This window comes from Streptomyces sp. NPDC001796 (assembly GCF_042892355.1).
Classification (GTDB): domain Bacteria; phylum Actinomycetota; class Actinomycetes; order Streptomycetales; family Streptomycetaceae; genus Streptomyces.
In genome coordinates this window covers 129,917-145,367 of the sequence record NZ_JBIAUC010000013.1, presented here as the reverse complement: position 1 = coordinate 145,367, position 15,451 = coordinate 129,917, and the positions used below count along the sequence as shown (strand labels likewise).

The 15,451-nt window shown below is 70.2% G+C and carries 14 protein-coding genes and 1 tRNA gene; 10 read left to right on the top strand and 5 right to left on the bottom strand.

Going from position 1 to position 15,451, the window contains the following annotated elements:
- Positions 1 to 44: 44 nt before the first annotated feature.
- Positions 45 to 344 carry a YciI family protein gene (locus tag ACFYZE_RS24900; protein WP_388998097.1) on the bottom strand — a complete coding sequence of 100 codons (300 nt, stop codon included), beginning with the start codon at positions 342 to 344 and terminating at the stop codon, positions 45 to 47.
- Positions 345 to 570: 226 nt separating this feature from the next.
- On the opposite strand from ACFYZE_RS24900, the gene ACFYZE_RS24895 reads away from it, so the two are divergent.
- On the top strand, positions 571 to 1,014 hold the full coding sequence (locus ACFYZE_RS24895) for a DUF485 domain-containing protein (protein WP_388998094.1): 444 nt from the start codon (positions 571 to 573) through the stop codon (positions 1,012 to 1,014).
- Positions 1,011 to 2,648, top strand: coding sequence for a cation acetate symporter (locus ACFYZE_RS24890; protein WP_388998091.1), 1,638 nt, complete (start codon positions 1,011 to 1,013; stop codon positions 2,646 to 2,648). Before ACFYZE_RS24895 ends, ACFYZE_RS24890 begins: the two co-directional genes overlap by 4 nt.
- 39 nt (positions 2,649 to 2,687) lie before the next feature.
- On the opposite strand, the gene ACFYZE_RS24885 is transcribed toward ACFYZE_RS24890, so the two are convergent.
- The 3 genes from ACFYZE_RS24885 to ACFYZE_RS24875 form a co-directional block, all read right to left on the bottom strand.
- Entirely contained in the window at positions 2,688 to 3,572 is an 885-nt protein-coding gene (locus ACFYZE_RS24885; RefSeq protein WP_388998088.1) for a cellulose-binding protein, read from the bottom strand.
- 203 nt (positions 3,573 to 3,775) lie between these two features.
- Positions 3,776 to 6,493: an SUKH-4 family immunity protein gene (locus ACFYZE_RS24880; RefSeq protein ID WP_388998085.1), complete on the bottom strand. Its 2,718-nt coding sequence runs from the start codon at positions 6,491 to 6,493 to the stop codon at positions 3,776 to 3,778.
- A 9-nt stretch (positions 6,494 to 6,502) separates the two neighbouring features.
- Positions 6,503 to 7,540 (bottom strand): SMI1/KNR4 family protein, encoded by a 1,038-nt coding sequence (locus ACFYZE_RS24875; RefSeq protein WP_388998082.1) that lies wholly within the window; start codon positions 7,538 to 7,540, stop codon positions 6,503 to 6,505.
- Positions 7,541 to 7,788: 248 nt separating this feature from the next.
- On the opposite strand from ACFYZE_RS24875, the gene ACFYZE_RS24870 reads away from it, so the two are divergent.
- Entirely contained in the window at positions 7,789 to 8,289 is a 501-nt protein-coding gene (locus tag ACFYZE_RS24870) for a YwqJ-related putative deaminase (RefSeq protein ID WP_388998079.1), read from the top strand.
- Between the two features lie 64 nt (positions 8,290 to 8,353).
- On the top strand, positions 8,354 to 8,848 hold the full coding sequence (locus tag ACFYZE_RS24865) for an SUKH-3 domain-containing protein (RefSeq protein WP_388998076.1): 495 nt from the start codon (positions 8,354 to 8,356) through the stop codon (positions 8,846 to 8,848).
- Between the two features lies 1 nt (position 8,849).
- Here ACFYZE_RS24865 and ACFYZE_RS24860 read toward each other — a convergent pair whose 3' ends face one another.
- Positions 8,850 to 10,169, bottom strand: coding sequence for a sensor histidine kinase (locus ACFYZE_RS24860; RefSeq protein ID WP_388998073.1), 1,320 nt, complete (start codon positions 10,167 to 10,169; stop codon positions 8,850 to 8,852).
- 145 nt (positions 10,170 to 10,314) lie between these two features.
- Here ACFYZE_RS24860 and ACFYZE_RS24855 point away from each other — a divergent pair, with 145 nt between their 5' ends.
- The 6 genes from ACFYZE_RS24855 to pth all read left to right on the top strand — a co-directional run bounded on the left by ACFYZE_RS24855 (position 10,315) and on the right by pth (position 15,436).
- Positions 10,315 to 11,190 carry a hypothetical protein gene (locus tag ACFYZE_RS24855; RefSeq protein ID WP_388998218.1) on the top strand — a complete coding sequence of 292 codons (876 nt, stop codon included), beginning with the start codon at positions 10,315 to 10,317 and terminating at the stop codon, positions 11,188 to 11,190.
- A 15-nt stretch (positions 11,191 to 11,205) separates the two neighbouring features.
- Positions 11,206 to 11,278, top strand: a tRNA-Gln gene (locus tag ACFYZE_RS24850).
- Between the two features lie 114 nt (positions 11,279 to 11,392).
- Positions 11,393 to 12,838: a bifunctional UDP-N-acetylglucosamine diphosphorylase/glucosamine-1-phosphate N-acetyltransferase GlmU gene (glmU, locus tag ACFYZE_RS24845; RefSeq protein WP_388998070.1), complete on the top strand. Its 1,446-nt coding sequence runs from the start codon at positions 11,393 to 11,395 to the stop codon at positions 12,836 to 12,838.
- A 147-nt stretch (positions 12,839 to 12,985) separates the two neighbouring features.
- On the top strand, positions 12,986 to 13,966 hold the full coding sequence (locus tag ACFYZE_RS24840; RefSeq protein ID WP_388998067.1) for a ribose-phosphate diphosphokinase: 981 nt from the start codon (positions 12,986 to 12,988) through the stop codon (positions 13,964 to 13,966).
- A 201-nt stretch (positions 13,967 to 14,167) separates the two neighbouring features.
- The gene (locus tag ACFYZE_RS24835; RefSeq protein ID WP_388998064.1) at positions 14,168 to 14,764 is read left to right on the top strand and encodes a 50S ribosomal protein L25/general stress protein Ctc; all 597 of its coding nucleotides are present in this window, start codon (positions 14,168 to 14,170) and stop codon (positions 14,762 to 14,764) included.
- Between the two features lie 69 nt (positions 14,765 to 14,833).
- Positions 14,834 to 15,436: an aminoacyl-tRNA hydrolase gene (gene pth, locus ACFYZE_RS24830; RefSeq protein WP_388998062.1), complete on the top strand. Its 603-nt coding sequence runs from the start codon at positions 14,834 to 14,836 to the stop codon at positions 15,434 to 15,436.
- Positions 15,437 to 15,451: the final 15 nt, after the last annotated feature.

Below are 15,451 nucleotides of genomic sequence, written 5' to 3'. Positions count from 1 at the left end.
TGATCAAGTGTAGCCCACTCCCGTCAGGCGCCGCACATCGCGCCTCAGGAGGGCAGCTGCTGCCGGTACGCGGCCAGCGCGGGCGCCGTCTTCGTCGCCAGGAACTCGGTGACCCGGTACGCGCACACCCCCGCCGCCACGAACGGGTCGGTCGCCGTCAGGCGCTCGATCTCCTCGCGGTCCTCGCCGACGGCCAGGACGACCCCGCCGTCACGCGGGACCTTGCGGCCGGAGGCGAGGAAGACACCTGCGGCGTACTGCTCGTCCAGCCAGGCCACATGCGCCGGAAGGACTGCGTCGACGGCTTCGAGCGGGGCGGTGTAGGTCAGTTCCAGTACGAACACGCGCGCCAGCCTATCCGCCCCTCCCGCCGGCCAGATGGTCATTCACCCGTGAAGCAACCTCGAGTAACCGTGGGTAACGTCACAGGTCGGTGTAGTAAGCGCATACCGACCGGCCAGTTTGCCGAAAAGCCTACGCGTCCCGGATCTCCACGAGTAGCGTGCGTCGCTCACCCCCCGCTCCCTGCGGTCCGCCGCACCGGACCCGAGCCACGCAAGGAGAACCGGGATGTCCGACGCGTTCATACCGCGGCACTCGTCCCCCGAGTACTCAGTACCGCACCACTCACCACCGCCGTACCCCACGTACCCCTGGCAGCAGCCGCCCGCCCCGCCGACCCGTCCGCGGACGCCGGCCCATCCGCCGCTCGGACACCACAGCGACCTGCGCCTCCTGCGCACCGCCTATCGCTGGCAGCGGCGCGTGGCCACCTTCACCGCGCTCGGCTACTTCGTGGTGTTCCTCCTGCTGTCCGCGTTCGCGCCCTCCTTCATGACGGCCACCGTCTCCGGCGGCCTCACCATGGGCCTGCTGCTCGGACTGCTCCAACTCCCCGTCACCTGCGTCGCGATCGGCGTGTACGAGTACACGGCACGCCACGGCGTCGACCCGATCGCCGACCGCATCCGCAGGCAGATGGAACCGGACACCGGGCGGGGGGCGGCCCGATGACCACGGCGAGCCTGCCGGGAGGGATCACCGGGTTCAGCAGCTCCGCACAGGCCATGTCACTCGTGGCGTTCACCACGGTCGCCACCATCACGCTCCTGCTGTGCGTGATGACCGGACCCGACCGCGACGACCTCGTCGAGTTCTACACCGGCTACAACTCCCTGTCCCCGATGCGCAACGGCCTCGCCATCGCGGGCGACTACATCTCCGCCGCCACCGTACTCAGCACGGGCGGGATCATCGCCCTCACCGGATACGACGGCGTCGTCCTCGCACTGAGCACGGCGCTGTCGCTGATGCTGCTGATGTTCCTGCTGGCCGAGCCCCTGCGCAACGCGGGCCGGTTCACCATGGGCGATGTGCTGGCACGGCGGATGCCCGGGCGGGCGGTGCGTGGGGCGGCGTGCGCCGTGACCATCGCCGCGCTGCTGCCGCTGATGCTCGTACAACTCGCCGGAACCGGCGACCTGCTGGCCTTCATCCTCGGCTTCTCCAGCGACGCCCTGAAGACGGGCTGCATCATCGGCATCGGCGCGCTGATGATCAGTTACGCGGCGATCGGCGGCATGAAGGGCACAGCCCTCATCCAGATACTGAAGATCGTGATGCTGCTGGGCTCCGGCGCGGCCGTCGCCATGCTGATCCTGCACCGCTTCGACTGGGACCCGGGCGCGCTGTTCGCAGCCGCCGCGAAGAACAGCGGCGTCGGCCCCGCCTTCCTGCACTCGGGCCTGGAGTTCGCGGGCGGCCCGGCACCCCGCCTCGACATGATCAGCTCCGAGCTCACGGTGGTGCTCGGCGGCGCCTGTCTGCCGCACATCACCATGCGGATGTACACGGCGAACAGCGCCCGGCAGGTGCGCCGCTCGTTGTCCTGGGCGGTGCCGTCGGTGGCCCTGTTCGTGCCCATCATCACGGTCGTCGGGTTCGGCGCGACCGCCCTGATCGGGCGCGCCACCATCGCGGCGGCCGACCCCCAGGGCCGTACGGCCTATCTGCTGGGCTCCCGGGCCGCGCTCGGGACGGACGTGTCGATGGGCGCGACACTGCTGTTCACCGCGGTCACGGCGGCGATCTTCCTGACCCTCCTCGCCTCCGTGGCCGGAATGATCCTCTCCTGCGCCAACTCCCTCGCGCACGACGTCTTCGCCGCCCTGAAGCACGAGATGCCCCCGCGACGCGAGATGACCACGGCACGCCTGTCGGCGATGGCGGTGGGTGTCGTGGCGGTCCTGCTCGCCACCCTCGTCCAGCACCGCAGCCTGCAGCCGCTGGCCACGCTCTCCTTCTGCATCGGCGCGTCCTCGATCGCACCGGCCCTGGTGTACAGCCTGTTCTGGCGCCGCTACACCCGAACCGGCCTGCTGTGGACGCTGATCGGCGGCACCCTGACCACCATCGTGCTCATGACCGGCACCAACCTGGTCTCCGGCTCCCCCGCCGCGGCCTTCCCCGACGCCGACTTCAACTGGTTCCCGTTCACCACCACCGGCCTCGTCTCCATCCCGCTCGGCTTCGCCTACGGCTGGCTGGGCACGCTCGCCTCCGGCCGCGGCCAGGCCGCCGAGCAGCGCCGGCAGTACGAGGCGGTCGAAGGCTGGATCCTGGCGGGGGCGACCCGCAGGAGCGGCTGACGAACGGCCGGGCGCGCGCGGAGTCCCTGAGGGGACCCCTTACTCCGCGGGAGCCCGGCCCGTCAGCATGGCCAGGCTGTTGCGCACATGGTCCATCTGAGCCTGCACACAGTCCCAGACCTCACCGTGCTCCCGCAGCACCCGCTCCGTCTCCCGGGCGATACGGTCCTCCCGCAGCCGCGCCTCCGCGACCAGCTCGGCGGCGCGCGCCTGGGCGTCCCGCTGCACCTGCCGGGCCGACTCCTCGGCCTCGGCCAGCGCCCGCTGTGCCTGAGACAGCGCGGCCTGCGCGCGCGCCACCCGCTCCGCCTCCCACGCCTCGGCCTCCGCGACCCGTTCGGCCGCCGCCCGCTCCTCGTCCGCGCAGCGCTCGGCGTGCTCCCGTTCCTGCTCGGCGAGCAGCGCCGCCGTACGCTGCCGCACCTCACGCAGCGCGGCCAGCGCCTCCCCGCGCCCCTCCTTCACCTCACGCCGCGCCGTGATCCGTACGTCGTCGGCCTCGGCCCTCGCCGCCAGCAGCCGGGTGCGGACCCGCTCCTCGGCCTCACCGCGGACCTCGTCCGCGTACGCCTGCGCCTCGTCCCGCACCCGCCGCGCCTCCTGCTCCGCCTCCGCGAGCACACGCCCGGCGTCCTGCCGCGCCTCCTCCCGCAGGGCCTCGGCCTCCTCCCGCGCCAGGTCGAACAGCCGGCCGGCCCGACCGCCCAGGCCCTCGTAGGTCTGCGCGGGAAGCTGCGCCACCCTCTCCCGCAGCCGCAGCAGACCGGCCTCCATCTCCTTGGCCAGCACCGTCAGCCGCGCGGCCCGCTCCCAGGCGGCGTCGCGCTCGCGCGAGAGGGCCGAGGTGTAGGCGTCGACCTGGTCGGGACGGTAGCCGCGCCGCACGGACACGAAGCCGTACGGCGACCTCGATGCGCTGCTCATCGTGGAACCCCTCTCCAGCTGACCCACGAATCGATGATTTTGCGCACATCTTGATGGATCAGTCAGAAGTGTTCATAACGCGACACTCCACGCACAAGCAACGGATCGCCCCGAAGATCACCCGAAAAAGCGGCCGGGCCCGGTCGTCCGTACGACCGGGCCCGAACTGACGAAGCGTCAGACATGGGTTGTGCGGGAAGAGCTCACAGCAACCCGTCCCACATCTGCTCCAGCAGCACCGACCACCAGCTCTCCGGTGAACTCAGCGCCGCCGGGTCCAAAGAGGCGAGCTGCGCCTGGAAGTCCACCGTCCAGCGGCCCGCCTGCTCCTGGTTGAGGCCGTAGCGCAGCCGCCACATCCGGCCGAGCAGGGCCAGAGCGCGCACGAACTCGGGCAGACCCGTGTTCACGAACTGCGGCGGCACGGAAGCACCGCCCGGCCCCGCCTCCACGGGCACCGCGACGATGTTCGCCGTCCCGTACTGCACACAGATCGCCTTGCCGAAGTCGCTTCCCATGACCAGGTACGAGCCCGCGTCCGGGGCCGGCTGCACCCCGCGCTCCTGCGCCAGCTCCGCCAGCGTCGGCACCGGACGGCCCGGCTGGGCCTGCGCCCAGAAGAACGGGCCCATGTCGAAAGGCAGTCCCGCCACCACCAGGGTGTGCGCCACGATCGGCGGCACACCCTGCCGGGACACCGCGGCCTGCTCGAACCGGAAGATCCCCGGACCGAAGGAACCCGCCAGCTCCTGCGCGATGCCCTCCGGCGGGACCGGCGGCGCGGGCTGCACCGCGGGCAGCGGCGCACGCACCGGCCCCGGGCGCGCCGGACCGTCCGCCACCTGATGCAACTCGCCCTGGTGCGCCAGCAGTTGCCGCATGCCCTGCTGGCGGGAGGCGTGGTCGGTGCCGTACGGGGCGATGCTGGTGATCCGCGCCTGCGGCCAGTTCTCCCGGATCATCCGCGCACAGTACGCGCCCGGCAGCTCGCACGACTCCAACTCCGTGTGCAGCTCCAGCACCTGGTCCGGCGGCACGTTCATGGCACGCAGCTCATGGAAGATCTGCCACTCCGGGTGCGGCATGCCCGGCGCCGAGCGCCGGATCAGCTGCTGCTCGGAACCGTCCTGCGCGCGGTAGCGCAGCACGGCCTGATAGCCGGGGCCGACGGTCGGCGGACCCTGCGGCGGATAACCGTACGACGGCTGCGCACCGGACATGGGCTGCCCGGGCGGCTGCTGCCCGGGCGGCTGCTGCCCCGGCACCGGCGGTCCCGGCACCGGCTGTCCACCCATGGGCTGTCCGGGCACCGGCGGTCCGGGCAGGGGCTGCCCCGGCGGCTGCGGGGCGCCCGGAGGCATGCCGGGGGCACCCGGAGGCGGCGGGGCCGCACCGGGGCCTCCGGCCGGCGGCCCGGCCAGCATGGTCTCGGCGTGATGAACGGCACCGGGGGCACCCGGCAGCTGCGAAACCCCCGACGGATTCGGCGCGCCGGGGGCGCCAGGCCGTCCGGAAGCCGCGGGCTGTCCCGGAGCACCGGGCTGTCCCGGAGCCGCGGGCAGGGCCGAAGGGCTCGGCGGACCGGGGGGGTTGGGGGCACCCGGAGCGCCGGGGCCCGGCCGGTACGGGTCCGCGAGCACGGTGGCCGCGTGCTGCACACCGCCCGGGGGCGGGCCCGGAGGGTTGGGCGCTCCCGGAGCATGCGGCGCCCCCGGAGGGTTCGGCACACCCGGCGGCTGGGGGCCGCCCGGCGGCGGTGTTCCCGGCGGAGGCGGCGGAGGCGGAGGCATGCCGGGGCCCGCCGCGCCCTCGGGCCCGTCCGGGCCGAGCTGCGAGACGAGCTGGGTCGGCACATACCCGCCCGCCGAAGCGCCCGGTGCGGGCGGCGGCGGGGGAGGCGGCGGAGGCACGGCACCCGGCCTCGCACCCGGAACCCCGGGCGCGCCCGGCGGATGGGGCGCACCACCGGCCCGCGCAGCCCGTGGAGGCGCCGCCTTGCTGGTCGCGGCATCCGCGATGTCCGCGGCGTTCGGCGCGGGAGCCTGCGGCCCGCCGGGCGCAGGCGTGCCCGGAGCCTGCGGATAGCCGTACGCCGGAGCACCCGGCGCCTGCGGAGCACCCGGAACACCACCGGGAGGCTGCGGATAGCCGTACGCCGGCGTCCCCGGAACGCCCGGAGCACCCGGAGCACCAGCAGCACCCGCCCCCGGCGTCCCCGGAGCGCCCGGCGCACCCGGAACCTGCGGACCCGGCGGCGTACCGCCCGACATCCTCGCCGCCTTCGCATCCGGCGGCGCGGCACCCTCGTCCGAGTCGCTCAACGGCGGAGCGAACACCGTCTCCGGCAACGGCACCGAACCGTCCTCGCCCGCCTCCGCGTTGGTGTCGGTCCCCGCCCACGGCGTATCCCCCGCGGACCTGTCCGGCACCTCCCCGCCACCACCGGCCGCAGGCCACGCCGTACCCGACGCACCCGAAGAAGCCGCCGCGGCCGGACGCGAACCCGCCCCGTCCGACACACCGTCACCGGACGTCCGCCCCTGCGGAACCCCCCTCCTGTCCGCCGCCTCCTGGAGCCACTCCGGCGGCGTCAAAAGGAACGACGTCTGGTTCAGATCCACCCGGGCCCCGGGCGCCGCAGCCGTGGGTACCTCCTCGTCCCGCGTCCCGTACTCCTCCTCGTACCGGCGGATCACCTCACCCACGGGCAGCCCCGGCCACAGCGTCGCCTCACCACTGTCCCGGGCGATCACCAGCCGCTGAGCGCCCCCGTCCGAACGCGGCCCCCCGTCCCGGTCCTCCGCCCACACCACGAAGCCGAGCTCGAACTCCCGCACCCGCACCTCACGCTGCAGATACGCCGGAACGTCCCCGTTGATCCACTCTTCCGCGCGCTCCTGCGCCTGCGCGAACGTCACCATCGCCCGAACTCACTCCCCCACCGAAGACGCCGACGACTCCGACGACACCGGCACCGCACGCGCGAACCCACCGTCCACCATCAGATTCGCCACGGTCTCCAACTCCGGCGGATCACCCGCAAGCCGCCCCAGGAACTGGTCGAAGTCGTCACCGCACGGCAGCAACAACCGCTCCACCCGCTCCGCAGGCGCCCACGATGCGTCCACATCCCGCGCATCGTCATACGCGCAGAACCACACCGAACCGATCCGGTCACCCTTCACCTTCACGGCCAGCAACCCGCCCTGCACAAAACCGACGCCCAGATAGTCCTTCGTCAGATGGTCACGCAGACACTTGTTCACATACACCAGGTCATTGACCGCCGCCTCGTCCCGCACCGTGAAGAACGGCTGGTCCACCAGCAACCCCAACTCCGCGTCCAGCGCCGCACCCACCGGCGCACAACCACCCGCAGCCTTCAGAAACGACCGATAAGCACCAGGCAGCCGATACCCCAGATCCTCCTCGACCCCCTGCACCTGCGACTCCGTCACCGCAACCGACGACTTCGGCAACCCGAAATGCACCGGCCGCGTCTCCTGCAACGGCCGCGTCCCCCGCTTGCCCTGATCCACCCTCGCCGTCGCGATCCCGCCGTGATGCCGCAGCAGCGCCTTCACCTCGACCGGAACCAACTCCAGCCGCCGCGAACCCCGCACGTGATGCCACGTCCAACCATGCGGCGTCGCCACCGACGCGACCGTGTCCCACAACTCGTGCCCCGACGCCGCCAACGCCGCGTTCGCCGACACGTAGTCCGTCAGCCGCAACTCGTCCACACCGAAACCCTCCGGCGGATCCGCGATCTCGGCGGCCGCACGGGCGTACGGCGAGAAATCCGGATAACCGTACTCATCGACCCGCACCCCCCTCGGATGCCGGGCCGCCCTCACCGGGTCCGGAAAGTGCACGACCTGCCCGGCGTATGCCGCGTTCGGCGGCGCGGCCTGTCCCCCAGCCTGGCGGCTGGGCGGTGCCCCCAGCCCGAGCCGACCTGTCGTCACGGTTGCCCCCTGCGGCTTTCTGTCTGGCCTGTACGGCGATACGGATCGCGGACCCCGACAGCCTATGCGGTACGACGACACCGGTCACCGGCCCACCGCTCCCCCGCCCACCCCACATGACCAGCCGTCACCCCACAGTCACCGAAAGACCCGACCCGGGCGTGTCACAGCGCCCCAGCTTCCGCACCCGCCACGGCATTTGGCAGTCTGTGTCCCCACCGGGGGGATGCACGGAGGGGAAGACGATCATGAACACCGCACCGACAGACACGTCCGCCGACCCGCGCATCGGCTGGAGCGCGACCGACGCGCCCCCCGCCCCCACCCTCCGCCACCGCCGCGACGGCATCCTCCCCACCGTCGCCGCCGCCCTCTCCGTCCGCGGCACCACCCTCACCGGCACCGCAGCCCGCGGCGACCAACCCCCCGCCCTGCACCCCCTCGTCCAGGACTTCCTCGACGCCCTCACCACCAGCCAACGCGACCGCTACACCGGACGCTGCGCCGAAACCATCCTCATCTCCCGCCACATCGCCGCCGCCGACGCCGCCCGCAGCAAACGCGCCGCCCGCAGACCCATGACCAACGGCGAAGCCCGCAAAGCCCTCAGACACGCCAAACTCACCGCCCGCCGCATCCGCGAGGACGGCGACCCCCTCCACGGCAGCTTCGCCCCACCCTGCCGCGCCTGCACCGCACTCAGCGCCCACTTCGGCGTCCGCATCATCGACCCCACACCGCAGGACTGACCCCCCCCCACACACACAACGGCAGCCCCCACGCCGGACCAGGAACCCGACGAACGAAGAGCAGATGCACGCCGACCGCTCCACAACCACCCGCTTCCCCGTCCCCGTCGACGCCGCACTACGCGCCGCAGGCTGGCAACCAGGCCGCTGGGACATAAAGCAAGCGGAAATCTGGGCCGACACCCTCCGCAACCACACCTCACCCGCAGGCCACCGGCACGCCGTCTTCCCCGCCGCCGTCGAAGCCTGGGCCGAATTCGGCGGCCTCCACCTCACCGCCCAGGGCCCCGGCCGGCAACTCGCCCCCGCCGCCCTCCACCTCGACCCCCTGCACGGCCTCCACATGGCCCGCACCCTCGGCGACCTCGGCCGCGCCCTCGACACCGAAGTCAGCCCCCTCGGCGAGGAAACCGACAGCCACACCCTCATCGCCATCGACTCCGAAGGCCGCGTCTACGCCCTCGACCACACCGGCGACTGGTACCTCGGCCCCGACATCGACCACGGCCTCACCACCCTGCTCACCGGAATCGCCCCCGTACGACTCACCGCAGGGTGACTCAGGCCGCCTCCGCCGGAATCACCGCCGACACCCGGAACCCACCGGCATCCGTCGGCCCCGACACGAACACCCCACCCAGCGCCCCGACCCGCTCCTTCATCCCCAGCAGGCCATTGCCCCCACTCGGCAACCGCGCCGCCCCCACCGCACCCGGCTCCGGCGGCGGCTCGTTCTCCACCTGCATCGCGATCTCCGCACTGCGATGCGCCAACCGCACATGCGTCTTCGCCCCCGCCGCATGCTTGTGGACGTTCGTCAACGCCTCCTGCACCACCCGGTACGCCGTCTGCTCCACCTCCGGCGCATACGACCGCACCTCCCCCTCCACCGACAGATCCACCACCATGCCGGCCGCGGCGGACTGCCCGATCAACTCCTCCAACTCGGCAAGGCAAGGACCCTCGGAGGACTCCGGATCAGCCGCCCGGGACGCCGCAGCGGCAGCCGCCACCCCCACCGCGGCAAGAGACACAGCAGCCGGAGCCGGCCGCGCCACGGCCCCCTCCCCGCTCCGCAGCACACCCAGCATCTGCCGCAACTCGGTCAGCGCCTGCCGCCCCATGTCCCCGACCAGGGCGGCGTTCTTCACCGCCTTCTCCGGATCCTTCCGCGCGACAGCCTGAAGCGCCGCCGCATGCACCACCATCAGACTCACCCGATGCGCGACGACGTCATGCATCTCCCGCGCGATCCGCGTCCGCTCCTCGTTCCGCGCCCACTCCGCACGCTCCTCCGCCCGCTCCGCGAGCAGCATCAGCTCCCGCTCCAGCGAATCCGCCCGCTCCCGCAGGCTCTCCATCAGCCGCCGCCGGGCACCGACGTACAGACCGAGAAGCACGGGAGGCGCGGTCATACCAAGGGCCGTGGTCACAGAAAGAAACGGGATGAACCCACCAGCGATGGACAGATCTCCCCGCACCATCCCCTGATGCGCCCGCACATACGTGACGACGAACATCCCCACGAACGACATCCCCGCCAGCGCACCGATGATCCGCCGAGGCAACTCCGAAGCCGCAAGGGTGTACAACCCGACGAGCCCCATCAGGAAACCCATCTGCGCCGGCGTGACGGCGATGCTCACCAGCACCACAGCAACGGGCCACCGCCGCCGCAACAGCAGCGTCAGCCCCGCGAACAGCCCGAACACCATCCCCACCGGAGCCGGCAACCCGGCATCCCGCGAGAACTGGAGCCCCTCCACCGCACACTCCACGGCGGACACCGCCGCGAGCCCGATATCGAGCACGGCACTACGCCACCGCACCCACCACCACGGCCCCCCGGCCGCGATGTGCACTTCCCCCGACGTGGTCATGGCTCCAGCCTACGGGCGCCCACCGCGGCTTTTCCGGCGAGTTTCCACGACTGCGCCACACCACACTCCGTAACCGAACAGAAGCGAAACGCCCCGGAATCCCTCGAACTGCTGAATCGCACACTGTTCGACCCCGGAAGGACCGATTCCGCCCAGAGGTTATGCCCATGCACGGGGCAAGTACGCGGACTTCGAGGGACTACGGGAGCGGGTGGTGGCGCTGCGGCGCGCGGGCCTCAGCCGCCGACAGATCCGCGACCGGCTGCACGTCGACAACAACGACATCCTCAACCGGCTCCTGGAGGGAGAGCCGCCCCCGGAATGGACGAAGCGCCCGAACGCGAAGGACGACCTGCGCGACAGGGCGCGTGAGCTACGGCTTCAGGGCTGGACGTACGACCAGATCCAGGTGGAGCTGGGGTGTTCCAAGAGTTCGATCTCGCTGTGGGTACGGGATCTGCCGAGGCCGGAGCGACGGGATCCGTCGGAGCAGGCCAAGCTGGCAGCGAGGAAGCGCTGGGAGCACGAGCTGGCCGTACGGGATCAGGTGCGACAGCAGACCAAGGCCGCAGCGACGCAGGAGATCGGGGAGATGTCCGACCGAGACCTGTTCATGATCGGCGTTGCCCTCTACTGGGCGGAGGGCTCCAAAGACAAACCGTACGATCGACGTGAGAACGTCCTCTTCGTCAACAGCGACCCTGGTGTGATCCAGCTCTACCTGGCGTGGTTGGGCCTCCTGGGCGTGGAGCCGGAGCGCCTGCAGTACCGCGTGATGATTCACATGACGGCGGACGTGGAGGCAGCCAAGCGCTACTGGGCCGACCTGGTCGGCGTCGACGTCTCAACCTTCCAGAAGACGACGATCAAGAAGCACAATCCCAAAACGGTCTGCAAGAACGTGGGCGAGAACTACCGAGGTTGCCTGGTGATCCGCGTAACACAGGGCGCCGAGCTCTACCGCCGTATCGAAGGTTGGTGGACCGGAATGGTGACCCAGGCGCCAGTACGTCTCCGGTAAGGTCTGAGGCAGTGATCCGCCGTGGGGTAATCGGTAGCCCGCGGGACTTTGAATCCCTGTAGTGCTGGTTCGAGTCCAGCCGGCGGAGCTGCTCGGTTCGGGCCCTGACTGACCCAGTCAGGGCCCGCTCGCATGTCCCCCGAGAAACGCCCCGGTATCCTGCGGATGTCCACCCCACTCCTTGAAGCCGAAGGGCATCCCCGTGAGCGCCAACCGCCCGGCCGCCGTCGTTGTTCTTGCAGCGGGTGAGGGCACCCGTATGAAGTCGGCCACACCCAAGGTTCTGCACGAGCTCTGTGGTCGTTCCCTCGTCGGGCATGTGCTCGCCTCCGCGCGCGAGTTGAAGCCCGAGAATCTCGTCGTCGTCGTGGGCCATGCCCGGGAGCAGGTCACGGCGCACCTGGCCGAGATCGACCCGGATGTCCGCACGGCCGTGCAGGCCGAGCAGAACGGCACGGGGCACGCTGTGCGGATGGCTCTGGAGGAGCTGGGCGGGTCCGTGGAGGGGACCGTGGTGGTCGTGTGCGGTGACACCCCGCTGCTGACCGGTGAGACGCTGCGGCGGCTGGCCGCGACCCACGGTGAGGACGGCAACGCCGTCACCGTGCTGACGGCCGAGGTCCCGGATGCCACGGGTTACGGCCGGATCGTGCGGGACGACTCGGGTGCGGTCACCGCGATCGTCGAGCACAAGGACGCGACTGACGCGCAGCGGGCGATTCGTGAGATCAACTCGGGTGTGTTCGCTTTCGACGGCCGGTTGCTGGCCGAGGCGCTGAAGCAGGTGCGGACGGACAACAGTCAGGGTGAGGAGTACCTGACGGATGTGCTGGGGATCCTGCGGGAGGCCGGGCATCGGGTGGGGGCGTCCGTCGCCGCCGATCATCGTGAGATCGCCGGCATCAATAACCGTGTGCAGCTCTCGGAGGCGCGCCGCATCCTCAATGACCGGCTGCTGACGGCTGCCATGCTGTCGGGTGTGACCGTGGTCGATCCGGCGACCACGTGGGTCGACGTCACCGTGACCTTCGGGCAGGACGCCGTCGTGCACCCGGGTACGCAGCTTCTGGGTTCGACGCACGTCGGTGAGGGTGCGGAGGTGGGTCCGAACTCGCGGTTGAAGGACACCGAGGTCGGTGCGGGGGCGCGGGTCGTCAACGCGGTGTCGGACGGTGCCGTGGTCGGGCCGCAGGCGTCGGTCGGTCCGTACGCGTATCTCCGTCCGGGCACGCGTCTTGGGCTGAAGTCCAAGGTCGGTACGTACGTGGAGACGAAGAACGCGTCGATCGGTGAGGGGACGAAGGTCCCGCACCTCTCCTATGTCGGTGATGCGACGATCGGTGAGTACACGAACATCGGTGCCGCGAGTGTCTTTGTGAACTATGACGGGCAGGACAAGCACCACACCACGGTGGGGTCCCATTGCCGTACCGGTTCGGACAACATGTTTGTGGCTCCTGTCACGGTCGGGGACGGCGCGTACACCGCGGCCGGTTCTGTGATCACGAAGGATGTGCCGCCCGGTTCGCTGGCTGTGGCCCGTGGTCAGCAGCGGAATATCGAGGGTTGGGTGGCTCGTAAGCGTCCGGGGAGTGCCGCTGCGAAGGCGGCGGAGGCGGCTTCCCGGGAGTCGGATGGCGAGGGCTGACCGGAAACAGGTGCGTCTGTGACGGCGTACCGTGATAAGTGCACATCCGCACCCCACCAGCTGAGACGGTCGTCCGTGTTCCAGCCGTTGTGGCTGTGGCGGCCTCTGGATGCCCAGCTGAGTTATGACCTCTGAGGAGACAGTGTCGTGACCGGGATCAAGACGACCGGCCTGAAGAAGTTGATGTTCTTCTCCGGCCGCGCCCACCCCGAGCTTGCCGAGGAGGTCGCCCAGCAGCTGGGTGTCGGGGTTGTCCCGACGAAGGCCTTCGACTTCGCGAACGGTGAGATCTATGTTCGTTATCAGGAGTCGGCGCGGGGTGCTGACTGCTTCCTGATCCAGAGCCATACGGCTCCGATCAACAAGTGGATCATGGAGCAGTTGATCATGATCGACGCACTGAAGCGTGCGTCGGCGCGTTCCATCACCGTGATTGTGCCTTTCTACGGTTACGCGCGGCAGGACAAGAAGCACCGGGGGCGTGAACCGATTTCGGCGCGTCTGATCGCTGATCTGATGAAGACGGCGGGTGCGGACCGGATTCTGACGGTGGACCTGCACACGGATCAGATCCAGGGTTTCTTCGACGGTCCGGTGGATCACCTGTTCGCGCTGCCGCTGCTGGCGGACTACGTGGGCGGGAAGGTGGACCGGGACAAGCTGACCGTGGTGTCGCCGGACGCCGGCCGGGTGCGGGTCGCGGACCGCTGGTGCGACCGGCTCGGTGCGCCGCTGGCGATCGTGCACAAGCGGCGGGACAAGGACGTCGCGAACCAGGTGACGGTGCACGAGGTCGTGGGTGAGGTCGAGGGCCGGGTGTGCGTCCTGGTCGACGACATGATCGACACGGGTGGCACGATCTGTGCGGCGGCGGACGCGTTGTTCGCGCACGGTGCGGAGGATGTCATCGTGACGGCGACGCATGGTGTGCTGTCGGGTCCTGCTGCGGACCGTCTGAAGAACTCGCGGGTGAGTGAGTTCGTCTTCACGGACACGCTGCCGACGCCGGGTGAGCTGAGCCGGGACCTGGACAAGATCACGGTGTTGTCGATCGCTCCGACGATCGCGAGTGCGGTGCGTGAGGTGTTCGAGGACGGTTCGGTGACGAGCCTGTTCGACGAGCAGTAGGTCCTGTCGGCCCTGGGGCTGGTGGAGATCGTTTTGGGTGCGGCCTCCTTCTGCGAGTAAACTGCTGCAGTTGCTCGGCGAGGGAGGCCGCACTCGTTTTTCGATTGCGGTGGTCCGTTATCGACGCGCTCTTCGTAGCAGGCCGTTCGTGGCCGGGTGACCCCGACCGTTGTCCTACGTACTACTACGAGGAGTGTTGAGATGTCCGAGGTGAAGATCGCCGCTCAGACGCGCACCGAGTTCGGCAAGGGTGCCGCGCGTCGTATCCGCCGTGACAGCAAGGTTCCGGGCGTGCTGTACGGGCACGGTTCCGAGCCGCTGCACCTGACGTTCCCGGGTCACGACCTGCTGCTGGCGCTGCGTACGCCGAACGTCCTGATCGCGCTGGACATCGACGGCAAGTCCAACGAGCTGGCGATCCCGAAGTCCGTGCAGCGTGACCCGATCAAGGGCTTCCTGGAGCACGTGGACCTGCTGCTGGTGAAGCGCGGCGAGAAGGTCACGGTCGAGATTCCGGTGCACGCCGAGGGCGAGCTGGCTCCGGGTGGCAACCTGCTGGAGCACGTGCTGAACGCGCTGCCGGTCGAGGCGGAGGCCACGCACATCCCCGAGGCGCTGACCGTCTCGGTCGAGGGCCTGGAGGCCGGCGCGTCGGTGCTGGCGAAGGACGTCGCGCTGCCGAGCGGTGTGACGCTGGCCGTGGACGAGGACGCGGTGGTCCTGCAGGTGCTGGCCGCGCAGGTCGAGGAGGCCGCCGAGGGCGAGGCCGAGGGCGAAGAGGCCGCTGCCGAGGCCTGATTTCTCACCGGCACTGTTTTGTCAGCCGCTGCTCCTTCGGGAGTGGCGGCTGGCGCGTATCGAGGAGACGTGGACGTGACGACCGATCCAGGCGCGCCCTGGCTCATCGTGGGGCTCGGTAATCCTGGGCCCGAGTACGCCATGAACCGGCACAACGTCGGGTTCATGGTGGCGGATCTGCTGGCGGGGCGGATCGGGGGGAAGTTCAAGCGGGCGGGGAAGGCGCAGGCGCAGGTCGTGGAGGGCCGTATCGGGCCGCCGGGTCCGGGGAGCCGTCGGGTGGTCCTGGTGAAGCCGATGTCGTACATGAATCTGTCGGGTGGCCCGGTGAACGCTCTGCGGGATTTCTACAAGGTGCCGGTGGGGAATGTCGTCGCGGTGCACGACGAGCTGGACATCGACTACGGGACGCTGCGGCTGAAGCTCGGTGGTGGCGACAACGGTCACAACGGGTTGAAGTCGATCACGAAGGCGCTGGGGTCGGACTATCACCGGGTGCGGTTCGGGATCGGGCGTCCGCCGGGGCGCATGCCGGTGGCGGACTTCGTGTTGAAGGATTTCTCCTCTGCGGAGCGCAAGGAGCTGGACTACTTCGTGGACCGGGCGGCGGATGCGGTGGAGTGTCTGGTGATCGATGGGCTGGAACGGGCGCAGAGTACGTACAACTCGTGAGGTGCCGCCCTGCGG